The 14,341-nt window shown below is 67.8% G+C and carries 14 protein-coding genes; 2 read left to right on the forward strand and 12 right to left on the reverse strand.

From position 1 onward, the window contains the following. Positions 1-129 precede the first annotated feature (129 nt). A complete protein-coding gene (locus AKI39_RS13340; protein WP_066636714.1) occupies positions 130-1,395 on the forward strand; it encodes an Hsp70 family protein in 1,266 nt (421 codons plus the stop codon). 72 nt (positions 1,396-1,467) lie between these two features. Further along, positions 1,468-2,016: a hypothetical protein gene (locus AKI39_RS13345; RefSeq protein WP_083228834.1), complete on the forward strand. Its 549-nt coding sequence runs from the start codon at positions 1,468-1,470 to the stop codon at positions 2,014-2,016. Between the two features lie 12 nt (positions 2,017-2,028). On the opposite strand, the gene AKI39_RS13350 is transcribed toward AKI39_RS13345, so the two are convergent. The 12 genes from AKI39_RS13350 to AKI39_RS13405 form a co-directional block, all read right to left on the reverse strand. Beyond that, positions 2,029-2,370, reverse strand: a complete 342-nt coding sequence (locus tag AKI39_RS13350) for a cytochrome C oxidase subunit IV family protein (RefSeq protein WP_066636715.1) — start codon at positions 2,368-2,370, stop codon at positions 2,029-2,031. Between the two features lie 61 nt (positions 2,371-2,431). Then, entirely contained in the window at positions 2,432-3,064 is a 633-nt protein-coding gene (locus AKI39_RS13355; RefSeq protein ID WP_066636718.1) for a cytochrome c oxidase subunit 3, read from the reverse strand. 73 nt (positions 3,065-3,137) lie between these two features. Next, positions 3,138-4,730, reverse strand: coding sequence for a cytochrome c oxidase subunit I (gene ctaD, locus AKI39_RS13360; RefSeq protein WP_066636720.1), 1,593 nt, complete (start codon positions 4,728-4,730; stop codon positions 3,138-3,140). Further along, complete coding sequence (gene coxB, locus AKI39_RS13365; RefSeq protein ID WP_066636722.1) at positions 4,727-5,674, reverse strand: cytochrome c oxidase subunit II; 948 nt, start codon at positions 5,672-5,674, stop codon at positions 4,727-4,729. Before coxB ends, ctaD begins: the two co-directional genes overlap by 4 nt. Continuing rightward, positions 5,671-6,510 (reverse strand): SCO family protein, encoded by an 840-nt coding sequence (locus AKI39_RS13370; RefSeq protein ID WP_066636723.1) that lies wholly within the window; start codon positions 6,508-6,510, stop codon positions 5,671-5,673. The genes coxB and AKI39_RS13370 overlap by 4 nt, the downstream gene beginning before the upstream one ends. Further along, positions 6,507-6,824: a hypothetical protein gene (locus tag AKI39_RS13375; RefSeq protein ID WP_066636724.1), complete on the reverse strand. Its 318-nt coding sequence runs from the start codon at positions 6,822-6,824 to the stop codon at positions 6,507-6,509. Before AKI39_RS13375 ends, AKI39_RS13370 begins: the two co-directional genes overlap by 4 nt. 38 nt (positions 6,825-6,862) lie before the next feature. Next, complete coding sequence (locus tag AKI39_RS13380; protein ID WP_145925271.1) at positions 6,863-8,044, reverse strand: hypothetical protein; 1,182 nt, start codon at positions 8,042-8,044, stop codon at positions 6,863-6,865. Next, positions 8,041-8,688, reverse strand: coding sequence for a c-type cytochrome (locus AKI39_RS13385; protein ID WP_235610643.1), 648 nt, complete (start codon positions 8,686-8,688; stop codon positions 8,041-8,043). The genes AKI39_RS13380 and AKI39_RS13385 overlap by 4 nt, the downstream gene beginning before the upstream one ends. After that, the gene (locus AKI39_RS13390) at positions 8,685-9,233 is read right to left on the reverse strand and encodes a DUF3341 domain-containing protein (RefSeq protein ID WP_066636733.1); all 549 of its coding nucleotides are present in this window, start codon (positions 9,231-9,233) and stop codon (positions 8,685-8,687) included. Before AKI39_RS13390 ends, AKI39_RS13385 begins: the two co-directional genes overlap by 4 nt. Further along, a complete protein-coding gene (gene nrfD, locus AKI39_RS13395; RefSeq protein WP_083228836.1) occupies positions 9,230-10,651 on the reverse strand; it encodes an NrfD/PsrC family molybdoenzyme membrane anchor subunit in 1,422 nt (473 codons plus the stop codon). The genes AKI39_RS13390 and nrfD overlap by 4 nt, the downstream gene beginning before the upstream one ends. Continuing rightward, entirely contained in the window at positions 10,644-13,664 is a 3,021-nt protein-coding gene (locus AKI39_RS13400; RefSeq protein ID WP_066642937.1) for a 4Fe-4S dicluster domain-containing protein, read from the reverse strand. The genes nrfD and AKI39_RS13400 overlap by 8 nt, the downstream gene beginning before the upstream one ends. Before the next feature lie 11 nt (positions 13,665-13,675). Beyond that, a complete protein-coding gene (locus AKI39_RS13405) occupies positions 13,676-14,326 on the reverse strand; it encodes a cytochrome c3 family protein (protein ID WP_066636736.1) in 651 nt (216 codons plus the stop codon). Between the last annotated feature and the right edge of the window lie 15 nt (positions 14,327-14,341).

The following is a 14,341-nucleotide window of genomic DNA, read 5'->3' on the forward strand; positions in this document are numbered from 1 at the left end:
CGACGCGACACCATGGCCGGCACTACGGCCCACGGGCCGCCGCGGTACCAGACGACGGCCGGTCGTACAATTCGCCTTCACTAGCCTGACATGAGCCCCGCGTCGGATCGGCGCGGGGCGTTCGCATTTATGACTATCCCCTCGCCCGCGCTTGCCTGCGGGATCGATTTCGGCACTTCCAATTCCGCCGTGGGTTGGAAACGGCCCGGCCATGCTCCCCTGCTGCCGCTCGAAGACGGCAAGCCGACGATGCCGTCGGCGATTTTCTTCCATGACGAAGACGCGGCGGTCAGCTACGGACGCGCCGCGCTGGCCGACTACCTGGCCGGCTACGATGGTCGCCTGATGCGATCCATGAAAAACCTGCTGGGCAGTTCCCTGATCGACGGCCACACGGAGATCCGCGGACGCGGGGTGCCGTTCCGCGCGCTGCTGACCCACTTCATCGCACAGTTGCGGCTGCGCGCGCAGGAGGCCGCGGGCCGCGAATTCACATCGGCGGTATTCGGCCGGCCGGCCTACTTCGTGGATGGCGATGCGGCCGCCGACCAGCTCGCGCAGGACACGCTGGGCGAAATCGCCGCGGCGGTGGGATTCACCCATGTCGAATTCCAGTACGAACCCCTGGCCGCGGCGTTCGACTACGAATCCCAGATCTCCCGCGAGGAACTCGTCCTGGTCATCGACATCGGCGGCGGCACTTCCGATTTCTCGCTGATCCGCCTTGGCCCTGGCCGCGCGGCCATGCCGGACCGGCGCGCGGACATCCTGGCCCATGGCGGCGTCCATATCGGCGGCGGGGACTTCGACCGGCAATTGAGCCTGCATAGCTTCATGCCGCTGCTGGGCTTGGGCCGCCAGCTGCGCAGCGGCAAGGACGTGCCGTCCACGCAGTACTTCAACCTGGCCTCCTGGCATACGATCAACTTCGCGTACACCAACAAAGCCTGGGAGCATCTCTCCTACATTCACGCCAATGCCGCGGAGCGCGACAAGATCGAATTGCTGCTGCACCTGGTCAAGGAACGTGCGGGACACTGGCTGGCGCTGCAGGTGGAAAAGGCCAAGATAGAACTTTCCGAGGCCGCATCCACCTGCGCGGACCTTGGACGCATCGCCGGCGGCCTCGCCCTGGACCTGACACGCGCGGACCTGGAGCGCGCCACCGCCCCCTTGATCGACCGCATAGAGAATACCGTCGCCGCCCTGCTGCGCGATGCGGATGTCGCCGCGCAAGGCATCGATACCGTATTCTTCACTGGCGGTTCCAGCAGGATTTCGCGATTGCGCGAACGCATTTCCGCGCTGCTGCCCCACGCGCGCAGCGTCGAAGGCGACCTCTTCGGCAGCATTGGTGCCGGTTTGGCGCTGGATGCGGCACGCAAATTCGGCTGAGCCGGATGCGAGCGCCGGATGGACGACGGGTGTTAATCTGCCCGTGATCTCGCCCAACATCGGGAGAACATCATGGCCAGATGGCTATCCTTGCTGGTTTTCCTGCTCCTGGGCTGCGCCGCCCACGGCGATAAGCGTTACACCGCGGATGGGCACCCGACGGCGGGCCGGCCAGATGCCGGCAAAGAGAGGATATCGATGGCACAGGCATGGCAGTATCAGGTGCGGATGAACGTTTCCCAGGAACTGGCCGATGCATACCGGGAAAAACGGAACACGCCGCAGCTCGCGAGGCTGTACGCGGTGCTGGCCACGCATCACGCGACGTTCATTTCCCAGTACGACGCCTTCGCCGGCTATGTGGCCGAAGCCGAGCGTGAAGGTGTCCAGGGATACCCGCTGTACCAATGGACGTTGGACACCATCCGGAATCCCGCCAAGCAGTCGAAGTACCAGCGGGTTTTCACGGTGTACGTGGGGGACAAGGCCGTCTACGGCGAGGACGTCGCGGATGCCTTGCGCGCGGACTTGTCGGCGCTGGGTGAGCCGGCCGGTATCCTGGAGGTGACGAAGCTCGACACCAATCCGGCCAACAGTCCGCAGCCGCCGGGCAAGCGCTAGCCCGATCGTGCGCTAGCGCGATATGGCAGGGGCGCCCGCCCGCGGAACGTCGGGCCGGCCGTCGCGGGTGTAGTAGTCCACGCCGCTGAGCGCGAACATGACGATCAACATGGTCGCCGCGATGATGCCGATCATGCGGGGTACGGCATAGGGGCTGGCCAGGTGCATGAAGAACACCGCGATCAGCACGGCCTTGATGGCGGCGATCAGGATGTTGATGGCCATGTTGGCCGCGCCCAGCGGAATATAGGCCGTGCCGACGGTCAGCGCGGCGAACAGCACCAGCGCAAGCCACACGGCCAGTACGCCCAGCAGCCGCCTTCGAAGTTCGGGCGTCAGGGTACCGCCGCTCATGATGATCTCCTTGCCACGCTCGAATTCCCCGCCCGAGATCGCGCAGCCGTCGCGCCGTCCGTCATGACGCCCTCCCCGCCAGGTACAGGATGGGAAAGAGGAACACCCACACGATATCGACGAAATGCCAGTAGAGGCCGGTGGCTTCCAGCCGCCGCAGCACCGGAACGGCCGGCGCCCGCGCGGCCTGGCGCAAGACGGCCAGCACCAGGCAGATGCCCACCGTCAGGTGGACCGCGTGCAGCCCGGTGGCGACGAAATAGAGGAAAAAGAACAGCCGCGCGCCGGCTTCCCCGGCCAGGCCGGCCGCATGGAAGCCCGCGGCGGGAAAAAGGCCTTCCCGCACATCCTTGACGTACTCGTAGCCCTTGATGGCCAGGAACACGCAGCCCAGCACGACCGTCAGCCACATCAGCCGCCGCGCCAGGCGCATGGCGCCGCCGCGCGCGCACTCGGTCGACGACGCGATCGCGGCGCTGCTGGTCAGCAGCACCATCGTATTGATCGTACCCAGCACCACGTCGGTATGATGACTGGCCGCGGTGAAGGCGTGCGGCAGATGCAGGCGGCCGACCGCGTAGGCCAAGAAGATGGGCCCGAAGAACATCATCTCGGTGGCCAGGAACACCCACATGCCCAGGCGCGCCTGGTAGGCGCGCGCGGTGTCCGGCAGGTCCAGGGCGGTCTCGCTCATGGGGAACTCCTGTAGGCCGCGCTCACACGGGTTCCCCTGGCGGGACCCGCGAGCCATGGCTGGCACGCAGGGTTCATGAAGCGCTCCTCGACGCATAGTCATAGGGATCATGGCCGCCATCGGGCGGCGTGTCGAAATTGTTCTTGGGCGGCGGCGAGCGCGTATGCCATTCCAGGCCGCTGGCGTCCCAGGGGTTGTCGCCCGCAGGCTGCCCGCGGAACCACGACCACAGCAGGTAGCACAGCGGCAGCAGATAGCCCACCGCCAGCACCGCCGCGCCCATGGACGACAGGATATTCAGGACCTGGAATTCCGGCGGGTAAGCATGGTAGCGGCGCGGCATGCCGTCATAGCCCAGGATGTATTGCGGAAAGAACGTCAGGTTGAAGCCGAAGAAAATCGTGACGGCGGCGATGCGCCCCAGCATTTCCGGGTACATGCGCCCGCTGATCTTCGGCCACCAGAAATGCAGCCCACCCAGGTAGGCCATGACCGCGCCGCCCACCATGATGTAGTGGAAATGCGCGACGACGAAATAGGTGTCGGTGACGTGGACGTCGATGGCCAGCGTGGCCAGGAACAGGCCGGTCAGGCCGCCGATCATGAACAGCCCCACGAAACCCAGCGCGTACAACATGGGCGCGCCGAAGGTGATGGATCCCTTGTACAGGGTGGCTGTCCAGTTGAAGACCTTGATGGCCGACGGCACGGCCACCATGAAGCTGAGCAGCGAAAACGTCATGTTGGCGTAGACGGACTGCCCGCTGACGAACATATGGTGTCCCCACACCAAAAAGCCGATCACCGCGATGCCGATGATGGCATAGGCCATGCTGCGATAGCCGAAGACGCGCTTGCGCGCGAAGCAGGGAATGATCTCGCTGGCCACGCCCATGGCGGGCAGGACCATGATGTACACCGCCGGGTGGGAGTAGAACCAGAACAGATGCTGGAACAGCAGCGGATCGCCGCCCAGCTGCGGATCGAAGAAGCCGATGCCGAACAATCGCTCCGCGGCCAGCAGCAGCAGCGTGATGGCCAGCACCGGGGTGGCCAACACCAGGATGATGCTGGTGGCGTAGTTGGCCCAGACGAACAGCGGCAGGCGGAACCACCCCATGCCCGGCGCGCGCATCGTATGCACCGTGACGATGAAGTTCAGCCCCGTCAGGATGGACGAGAAGCCAACGATGAAGACGCCGAACAGCGTGATCACCACGTTGCTGTGCGAGAACATCGTGGAAAACGGCGTATAGAACGTCCATCCCGTGTCCACGCCGCCCAGCACCAGCGCGGCGAGCGTAAAGGTGCCGCCGATGACGTACAAGTACCAGCTCATCAGGTTCAGCCGCGGGAACGCCAGGTCCTCCGCGCCCAGCATGAGGGGAATCAGGAAATTGCCCAGCACCGACGGGATGGACGGGATCAGGAACATCCACACCATGATCACGCCGTGCGCGGTGAACAGCTTGTTATAGGTGTCGGCGCTGACAAGATCCCCCTGGGGCGTCACCAGCTCCAGCCGCATCAGCGCGGCCGCGCAGCCGCCGATGGCGAAGAACGCCGTGATGCTGACGGCATACAGGATGGCGATGCGTTTGTGATCGTGCGTAAGCAGCCAGGATCGCAGGGAATAGCCGTCGTTCAAATAGGTGTGCAGGGTCATCGCGGGGCGGCCTCCTTGGGACGATCGGACTTCAGGTAGGCGATCAGCGCCATCAGGTCCGGCTCGCTGAACTGGCCGGCGAACGAAGGCATGATGGGCGCGTAGCCCGCCACCACGTCCTTGCGCGGCTCCAGGATGGAATCCCGGATATAGGTTTCGTCCGCGACGACCACGCGGCCGTCCTGCAGGAAGACGCGGCGGGCGAACAGGTGGTCCAGGTCGGGCGCATGGACGCTGGACCGGGCATCGTGGCAGCCCATGCATCCATGTTCGCGGAACAGCTGGTAGCCGCGCTGTACGAGGTCGGGTCCGTCCTGGCCCTGGGCCAGCCAGCGCGAGAACTGCTCGGGGGGCATGGCGACGATGCCGCCGCCCATGGCGGCATGGTCGGTACCGCAGAATTCCGCGCACAAGAGGTGATAGGTGCCGGCGCGGCTGGCGGTGAACCACAAGCTGGTGTAGCGACCCGGCAGCACGTCCTGCTTGACGCGGAACTCGGGGACGTAGAAGCTGTGGATGACGTCCTGCGAGCTCATCAGCAGGCGCACCGGCTTGCCGACGGGTACGTGCAACTCGTCGATTTCCCGCTTGCCGTTGGCATGCTGCACCGTCCACACCCATTGCTTGGCGACCACGTAGACCGGCATGGCGTCATCCGGCGGCCGCGTCAGGGCGCTGTAGTCGTAGGCGCCCCACAGGAACAGGCCGATGAAGGCCAGCAGCGGCGTGATCGTCCAGGTCCATTCCAGGCCATTGGCATGTTCCGGCGCATTGCGGCGATCCGCGCCCGAGCCCTTGCGGTAGCGTATGCAGAAGACGACGGCCAGCACGGTCAACAGCACGGCCATGAAGGCCGACAGGCCCAGCAGGCTGTAGAACAAGGCGTCCGTGCGGTGGGCGATCGCCGATGCGGCGGCCGGCATCAGGGTGGGCGTCGCGGTCATGCATGCCCCCCCTTGCCGCCTCTCCGGCGCAGCGCGAACAGACCCCACAGCAAGGCCAGCAGCGTGCCCAGGCCGGCGGCGCGGGCCATGGCCATGGCGGCGACGTTGTAGCGGCCGGTGGCGGGATCGTAGTGCGAGCACAGCAGCACCAGGCGATCGGCCAGGCCGCCCACCTTGCCGCTGGACGCTTCCACCAAGGCCAGCCTGACGTCGCGCGCCGAGAAGCCCAGGCCCAGGAAGTAGCGCGAGATGCGCCCCTGCGGCGTCAGGACCACGAAGCCGGCGGGATGATAGTACTGGCCGCTGTCGGGATCGCGCTGGTAGGGAAATCCGACCGCGTCGGTCAAGGCGGCGATGGCCGCGGGCGTCGCCGTAAGCAGATGCAGATGCGAGGCAAGATCCGTGGCGCTGCCCGTATTCGTCAGGCCGCGGTAATAGCCATACTTGCGCGCGGCGTCGCCTGGCGTCTCCGTGGGGTCGATGCTGACCGCAACCACCTCGAACGGTACGCCGATGCCGCGCACGCGCTCCAGCACGGCATCCATCAGCGTCGAACACAGCACGGGGCAGTGGTAATAGCCCAGCACGAAAATCACCGGCCGCTTGCCCAGATAGTCGGCCAGGCTCACGGCGCGCCCGTCCTGGTCGCGCAGTCCCTGAGCCGGCGGCAAGGCGCGGCCGGGGTGCTGGCGGAACGCCAGCGCCGCGGCGTCCGGGGGAGCCGCCGCCATCCTCGCCAGGCACGGCGACACCAGCAGGAGCAGCACCAGCAAGAGCAGCGGCGACCATGCCGCCCGCTCGCGGGAGGTCCTGGACCACGCGAGCACCCGCCTCATGGACGGGCTCCTTCCGCCACTGCCTGCATGGCCTTGTCCAGCGGGATACGGGCGATACCGGCCTGGCGGTCGACCCAGCCATAGCCGTCCATCAGTTTGCGCTTGGCCTGCAGATATTGCGCCATGTCGGCCTGGGGCTGGGTTTCCAGCAGCGGGCCGGAAATCCAGGACCGGGGCGCGGCGGTCTGGCCAGGCGGACGGTCGTCGTCCCACCGCGAAGTCAAGCGTATTGCGCCCGCGACGACCACCACCAGGACGACGATCGCGCCGATGCCGATGCGGGCCACGCGCCGTACGTCGATGCCGTCACGCATGTTTACCGTCCTCCATTGCGAAACGTATGCCGATGCGGTCACGCATGCTTGCCCTCCTCCGCCGCCTGTTCCGCGCGGACAACAGGCGGCAGCGCCGTGGGAAACAGCATGGACGCGGCCAGCGTCACCAGCCCCATGCCGCCCAGCGCAAGTGCCAGCATCCAGGCGGCATGCGCGCTTACCGGCTCCCCGGACGCGCCGACCGACGGCAACACCCACCATGCGGTCTGACCTACGGCGACGGCCAGCAAAAGGCCCGCGACCGCGCGCAATCCCCCCGCGGACCGCTTGAAGGCGTGGGAAAGCAGCAAAGGCACCGGCACGGCGAATCCCGCCACCACCAAGGCGATGCCCATGGCTTCCCAGGCACCGTGCAGGCGCGGCAGATACCAGGAAATTTCGGCCGGCAGGTTCTCTGCCCAGATGATCTGGAACTGGGTGAAGGCCAGGTAGGCCCAGGTCAGCACGTACATCAGCAGCAGGTTGCCCAGGTCGCCGCGCACGCCGCTGGACGAGCGGCGCGCGCCCACCCATGCGGCCGCCGCCATCGCGGCTTGCAGCTGGGCGGTCAGGATCACGAAGCCGAACGCGGTCGAATACCATTCCGGCGTCAGCGACATCAGCAAGTCGACGGCAACGATGCTGATCGTGAACGCATACAGCAGCAGGCCCGTTGCCGCATAGCCGGCGCGCCGGGACGCGCCCCGCCCGGCCCCGTCGATACGCGCCAGGATGCTCCACAGGGCGGCGCATGCCAGGACACGCAGCGCCATGCCCGCATGCGTGAACCAGAAATGCCGGAATGCCGGCTCGGTCGCCGTGTCGAGCCAGCCGGCGCGCGCCCAGGGATAGATGAGCCCGGGCCAGGCCAGCACGGGCAGTATCAGGATGCCCACGGCCGGGACGGCCGCTCGCAGGCGGTCCAAGGGGACCGCGATCGGGACGATCCACGCGCCCCCCGTCAGGCGCTGCAGCCACAGCGTGGCCTGCGCGCCCAGTGCCAGCCCCATCCAGAACCACCAGGCGGTCAACCAGGCGGCCAGGAAGCCGCGGGCGTCCAGGAACGCCCCAAGCGCGCAGAGCGCCAGCAGAACGATGCCGGCGCAAAGCGGCGCCAGACCGCGGCGCCGCAGCGTATCCGCCTCGCGACGCACCTGCGTATCCGTATCGGGGCGCCTGCGCGTATCCGTCTCGCGGCGCTTGCCCGGGTCCATGCTCATGGGCTGCCCCCGGACGTCATTGCCGACTGCGCCTGGCCCCGCACATCGGGCGGCAGCTTCGACACCTGGGCATGCTGGCTGAGCTGCAAGGCCCGCACGAAGGCCACGATGGCCCAGCGGTCCTCCGGCCGGATGCGGTTGCCGTACGGCGCCATCACGCCATAGCCGTTGCTGATGACGTCGTAGATATGGCGGTCCGGCACGCCGCGCAGCCGGTCGCTGTGATAGGTGGGCGGCGCCGGAAAGCCCCGCTCGACGATGCGGCCGTCCCCATCGCCCACGGGGCTATGGCATGGCATGCAGTACACGCCATAGAGTGTCTGGCCCTGCTTGAGCATCGCCGGCGTGACTGGATCCGGCAGGGAAGTCGCGCCCTGCGCCCGCGCATCGCGGCTGACGTCCTCGGTCCCTTCCCTGCCGCTGGTCGTATCGGCCTGGCTGCCGCGCGCGTAGGCCTGCGTGCCGGGCGGCGGCGTGCGCGACATGGCCCCGTCCGGAAAAAGCGGACTCGCGCGGTAAGGCTTGCCGCGCGGCTGGTCGTACATGTTCTGCGCCGCGCGTTCGCAGCCGGCCAGCAGCGACGCCAGCAGGCAAGCCAGGGACAGGGCTCGCATGGCCGGCCAGGTCGCGCCCAGGCACTTCATGCCGGCACCTCGCGGACCGCGATGGGTTGCTGCCGTGCCAGCACCGCGCGCGCGGCATGGCAGGCCTCATCGTCTTGCGTGCATCCTTCCGGCAGCCGCACGCAAAGGAAAAACCGATCGCGGCTGGCCAGATCGAAGTCCGGCGTCGCGAAGACGGGGTGGTTCAACCGCGGCAGGCCATTTGCCCAGAGCATCGACACCACGGCGAAGATCGCCGCGCACAGGATGGTCAGCTCGAAAGTCACCGGGATGAACATGGGCCAGCTGTGCAGCGGCCGGCCGCCTACGTTGATGGGATAGGACTGGGTCGCCGCGTACCACTGCATGAAGTACCCGCCTGTCCCGCCCAGGATGCCGCCGGCCAGCGTCGCGCGCGGCACCGCGCGGCTGCCGGTAAAGCCCACGGCCTCCGGCAGTTCCGGCACTGCGAAGGGGGCATAGGCCTCGATGTCCGCGTGGCCCTGTTCGCGCACGGCGCGCGCCGCCCGCACCAGGGCATCGGGCTGGCGGAATTCCGCCATCAGGCCGTACAGGCGCGGCTTCATGCGTCCGGCCTCCGCGATGCGGGGGCGCCCGCGGGTGGCGTCGGAGCGCCGCCTGCGCCGGCCGCGGCCGGCCCACGCGTTTCGTATTCCATTTCGCGCACCTCGCTCATGGAGATCATCGGCAGGAAGCGCAGGAACAGCAGGAACAACCAGGCGAACATGCCGATCGACGCGAACAGGAAGGTCCAATCCCAGGCGGTGGGCACGAACATGCCCCAGGCCGATGGCATGAAGTCCCGATGCGTGCTTTGCACGACGATCAGGAAGCGCTCCATCCACATGCCCAGATTGATGACGATGCTGATGGCGAACAGCCACGCCGGGCTGGTGCGGACGCGCCGGCTCCACAACACCTGGGGGATCAGCACATTGCAGACGATGACGGCCCAGTACACTGGCGCGTAGGCGCCCGTCCAGCGGTCCATGGTCATGGCGATCTCGAATTCGTCGCCGCCATAGAAGGACATGAACGCTTCCGAGACATAGCCATAGGCCACCATGGCGCCCGTGGCCAGCAGCACGCGCGCGGCCAGCGACAGGTGCCGGATCGTGATCAGGTCGTGTAGCCGGAAGTAATGCCGCAGCGGGATCGCCAGGGTCAACACCATCGCGAAGCCGGAGTACAGCGCGCCCGCCACGAAGTACGGCGGAAAAATGGTGGAGTGATAGCCCGGTGTGTTGCCGATCGCGAAATCCAGCGAGACCACCGTATGCACGGAGACCACCAGGGGAGTGGCCAGCCCCGCCAGGAGCAGATAGGCGCTTTCATAACGAGCCCAATGGCGCGCGTCGCCGCGCCATCCCAGGGCGAACAGGCCGTAGGCGATCTGTTTCGCGCGGCCGCGGGCGCGGTCGCGCAGCGTCGCCAGGTCCGGGATCAGGCCGACATACCAGAACATCAGCGAGACCAGCAGATAGGTGCTGATGGCGAAGATGTCCCACACCAGCGGACTGCGCCACTGCGGCCACAGGTTCATGCGGTCCGGATACGGCAGCAGCCAGTAGGCAAACCAGGGGCGGCCCAGGTGCAGGATGGGAAACAGGCCGGCGATGCTCGCGGCGAACAGCGTCATGGCCTCCGCGAAGCGATTGATGGAGGTGCGCCATTGCTGCCGCAAGAGCAACAGCACCGCGGAAATGAAGGTGCCGGCGTGGCCGATACCGATCCACCAGACGAAATTGCCCAGCGCGTATCCCCACGCCACCGGAATGTTCACCCCCCACAGCCCCACCCCGACGACGAACAGCCAGGCGCTGGCGGCGCAGAACACCAGCGTGGCGGCGAAGGTGACCAGGAACAAGGCCCGCCAGCGCCAATGCGTGCGCCATCCGGCGCGCCATCCCGCCGGGCCGGCCCGGCGGCGCGCCAGGACGATGTCGGAGATGCGATCGGTGATGCTGGCGTAGGTATCAGGCATCGTCCGGCTCCAGGCGGGCGTCGGCATCCGCCTGCCGCGCCAGGTAACGCGTGCGGGGACGCGTATTCAGTTCCTCCAGCAGTGTATAGGCGCGGGGCGAGGCGCGCGTGGCATTCACGCGGCTGCCGGCCTCGTTCAAGTTGCCGAACACGATGGCCTGCGTGGGGCACACGGCCTCGCACGCGGTGACGACCTCGCCGTCGCGCAGCGGCCGGTCTTCCTTCTGCGCGCGGATGCGCGCGCGGCTGATCCGCTGCACGCAATACGTGCACTTTTCCATGACGCCGCGCTGGCGTACCGTGACGTCGGGGTTTTGATGCGCGGCGGCATCCTCGGAACGATCGGAATACTCGAAAAAATTGAAGCGCCTGACCTTGTATGGGCAGTTGTTCGAGCAGAAGCGTGTCCCCACGCACCGGTTGTACACCTGCGCGTTCAGGCCCTCGGCATCGTGCACCGTGGCGCCGACCGGGCACACCAGCTCGCAAGGCGCGTTTTCGCAATGCATGCAAGGTACCGGCTGGAACAAGGTCTTGCGCGCTTCGCGGTAGACGTCCACCCGCACCCAATGCATGACGCGGCCACGCCGCACCTCTTCCGCGCCCACCACGGGGATATTGTTCTCGGCCTGGCACGCGGCGGTGCACGCATTGCAGCCGATGCACTTGTCCAGGTCGATCGTCATGGCCCAGGCGTAGTCCGGGTATTCCACCTCCGGGTACAGCGTGGGCTCGGGGCCTTCGGGCTTTTTGCCGGCCTTTTCCCCCGGCTGCGCCGCGCTCCCTGCCGGGGACGCCGCCTTCGCGGGCGGGATTGCCCCGATGTCCTCCACGCGCACGATATCGCGGCCGTGCGTGGACATCTCGGTCTGCACATGGGCGAACGCGTGCGTGCGGCCGGTGCGTTCCATCGCGACGGCCACGGCCGGCAGCGGCATGCCCGCGCCGTCGCTGCCTTGCAGCACGTAGGCATCGAAGCCGACGCCATCGCCCACGCGGCCGGCGTGCCGGCGCCCATACCCCAGGTGGAGGGTCACCGCGTTTTCGGCATGGCCTTCCAGTATGTGCACCGGGCCGCCCACGGTTGCGCCGTGGTCCGCCGTCAGCCGCACCACATCGCCCGTGGCCAGACCATGGGCCCGCGCCGTCTGCGGCCCGATGAATACCGCGTTGTCCCAGACCAGGCGGGTCAGCGGACGCGGCAGTTCCTGCAGCCACGCGTTATTGGCGTCCGCGCCTGCGCCCAGATAAGGGTCCGGGATGACCTGGGCGATCAGTTGGCCAGGCGTGCGCCGCGCGGGGTCGGGTAGCGTGAACGGGCCGCCACCCCTTGGAGGCTGATCGCCTTGCGGCCCCGCTGGAGCGCCCTGCGGCGGGCGCTGCGCGCTTGCCGGCGCGGCGGCCACAGGCGCAACGCCAGGATTTCCGGCGCTGGAGGGCGACGCGCCGTCCACCTGCCCTGCCCGCAAGGCCGCGGGCCACCGCTGCTCGAAATCCGTGCCCCAGCGCGCCTGCCACGTCTGGCGGACTTCCGCGTGCGCATCCGCCTCCGCGCCATCCAGCAGCACTCGTAGCAGCGTGTGCGGCGTATGCCCGCCATGCAGCGGCGCGATCATCGGCTGCTGGATCGTCGGCGTGCCGTCCCAGGCCAGCGCGTCGCTCCAGCTTTCCAGCTCGTGGGCACGCGGTATGTGCCAGGTAGAGGCGCGCGCCGTCTCGTCGCGATAAAGCCCCAGGTGCATCGACAGCGGCACGCGTCGCAGCGCGTCGGCGAAGCGCTGCGCGCCGGGGCTGTCGTAGACGGGGTTGGTATCGATCAGGACCAGGGTGTCGACGCGGCCGTCGCGCATGTCGGCGAGCAGCGCGCCCATGCCGGGCACCGCCTGCGTCCGGACCGGCATGACCGACTTGCCCGCGGCGCCCAGATGGGCGTTGATGGACCACGCCAGCGCATGGTCTTCCACCGACAGCGCGGGCCCGGCCGCGACCAGCGCGGCGCCGCCGTGCTTCTTCAGTTCATCGGCGAGGCGGGATTCCCAAGGTGCGCCCTGTCCTTCCGGCGCCGGCGCGCCCGGCACGCCCAGCGCATGGGCCAGGCGACGCAGCACCGCGCCCATGGCAGCGGGCGTCATGGCCCAGCGCTGGTCGGCCATCGCGCCGGTCAGGCCGGGCATGGCCTCCATGGCGTAAAGGCGCAGGCGCGGCCGCGATGCGCGGGCGGCGGCCTGCGCGTCGCTGGGCGCACCGGCCGGCGCGGCATCGCCGCGGCCGCGCGCGAAGTCCCGGGCGTAGCGCACACCGGCCGGCGTATCCATGAAGAGGTCGGCGCCCACGGCCAGGACGACGCTGGCCTGGTCCAGGCGATACAGGGCATGCGCGGGATATCCCAGCGCCTGCCGTGCACCGGCTTCGGCGGCGGCATCATGCAGCGGATCGTGCCGATAGCGCCGCATATTGGGATAGCGCGCCGCCAGCGCGTCCAGTTGCCGCGCCAATGTCGGCGAGGTGCTACCGCCGGTCAATATCCGCAGGCCCGCGCCCCCGTCGGCCGCATGGACGCCAAGGCGCTCCACCAGCGCGTCGCGCGCCGCTGTCCAATCCGACACCGCCTCGCCCCGCATCACCGTGCGCGAGCGATCCGGATCCCACAATTGCAGGATGGCCCCCTGGGCCCAGGCGCTGGTCGCGCCCTGGCTCATGGGATGCAGCGGATTGCCTTCGATCTTGGTGGGCCGGCCCATATGGGTTTCCACCAATACCGGCTGGGCGTAACCGCCCCGGGTCACCGCGCTGGCATAGAAAACCGGTTCATCGCCCGGACCGCCCTCCGGCATATGCGCATAAGGAACGATCGCTTCGTCAGGGGGGCCGCTGCAGCCCGCCGCGGCCAGCGCCGCGGAAGCTGCCATCCATTTCAGCAGTGTCCGGCGCGCCGGATCGTCCGGCCCAGCAAGCGCGGCGCGGGCATCTTCCCCGGGATCGTCCGTAGCGTGATGGATAGGAATGGTACGCATGGCGCCCCCGGTCAGCGATGGCACGTCGTGCAGCTGGTCATGCGATCCTCGCTTTCGAAGTGGTAGATGCGCCGCAGCGATGCGACATCGTCGTCCGAGAGCGCAGGCGGATCGCGCATGGCGAATACCTTGTCGGGCGGCCCCACTCTTTTGTCCGGCGCGCGATGGCAATCCAGGCACCACTGCATTTCCAGCGGCTGGTTGCGCACCAGCTGCGGCATCTGGTCCACCCGGCCATGGCAGGTCCCGCAGGCCACGCCCTTGGCGACATGCACGCTGTGATCGAAATACACGAAGTCGGGCAAATCGTAGACGCGGTTCCAATGTATGGGTATGCCGGTCGCCGCGCTGGCATGCAGCGGCGCCAGCACGGGCGCGTCCTTGAACAATACCGCGTGGCAGGTCAGGCAGATTTCGGCCGAAGGCATGCCGGCTGACGCGGAGGTCTGCACCGACACATGGCAATAACGACAATCGATGCCGTCATCGCCGACGTGATGCTTGTGGCTGAAGGGTATGGGCTGGGCGACCGCGACGCCGCCGGCCACGGGCGCATTCATCTGCCAGACGACCACTGCGATCGACACGGCGAGAAGTCCCGCGGTGCCTATCAGCACCAGCTTTACGCACAGGACTGCGGCTTTATCGAATACCTGGCTCATTGCCCCATGCGGCTG

The sequence above is a fragment of the Bordetella sp. H567 genome (assembly GCF_001704295.1).
Lineage (GTDB): Bacteria > Pseudomonadota > Gammaproteobacteria > Burkholderiales > Burkholderiaceae_B > Bordetella_C.

Coding starts and splice junctions, on each gene's coding strand:
- AKI39_RS13380 (WP_145925271.1), bottom strand. CDS start 8,044: ATGAGCATGGACCCGGGCAAGCGCCGCGAGACGGATACGCGCAGGCGC.
- AKI39_RS13370 (WP_066636723.1), bottom strand. CDS start 6,510: ATGAGGCGGGTGCTCGCGTGGTCCAGGACCTCCCGCGAGCGGGCGGCA.
- AKI39_RS13345 (WP_083228834.1), top strand. CDS start 1,468: ATGGCCAGATGGCTATCCTTGCTGGTTTTCCTGCTCCTGGGCTGCGCC.
- AKI39_RS13390 (WP_066636733.1), bottom strand. CDS start 9,233: ATGAAGCCGCGCCTGTACGGCCTGATGGCGGAATTCCGCCAGCCCGAT.
- coxB (WP_066636722.1), bottom strand. CDS start 5,674: ATGACCGCGACGCCCACCCTGATGCCGGCCGCCGCATCGGCGATCGCC.
- AKI39_RS13350 (WP_066636715.1), bottom strand. CDS start 2,370: ATGAGCGGCGGTACCCTGACGCCCGAACTTCGAAGGCGGCTGCTGGGC.
- AKI39_RS13400 (WP_066642937.1), bottom strand. CDS start 13,664: ATGCGTACCATTCCTATCCATCACGCTACGGACGATCCCGGGGAAGAT.
- nrfD (WP_083228836.1), bottom strand. CDS start 10,651: ATGCCTGATACCTACGCCAGCATCACCGATCGCATCTCCGACATCGTC.
- AKI39_RS13405 (WP_066636736.1), bottom strand. CDS start 14,326: ATGAGCCAGGTATTCGATAAAGCCGCAGTCCTGTGCGTAAAGCTGGTG.
- AKI39_RS13340 (WP_066636714.1), top strand. CDS start 130: ATGACTATCCCCTCGCCCGCGCTTGCCTGCGGGATCGATTTCGGCACT.
- AKI39_RS13375 (WP_066636724.1), bottom strand. CDS start 6,824: ATGCGTGACGGCATCGACGTACGGCGCGTGGCCCGCATCGGCATCGGC.
- ctaD (WP_066636720.1), bottom strand. CDS start 4,730: ATGACCCTGCACACCTATTTGAACGACGGCTATTCCCTGCGATCCTGG.
- AKI39_RS13355 (WP_066636718.1), bottom strand. CDS start 3,064: ATGAGCGAGACCGCCCTGGACCTGCCGGACACCGCGCGCGCCTACCAG.
- AKI39_RS13385 (WP_235610643.1), bottom strand. CDS start 8,688: ATGAAGTGCCTGGGCGCGACCTGGCCGGCCATGCGAGCCCTGTCCCTG.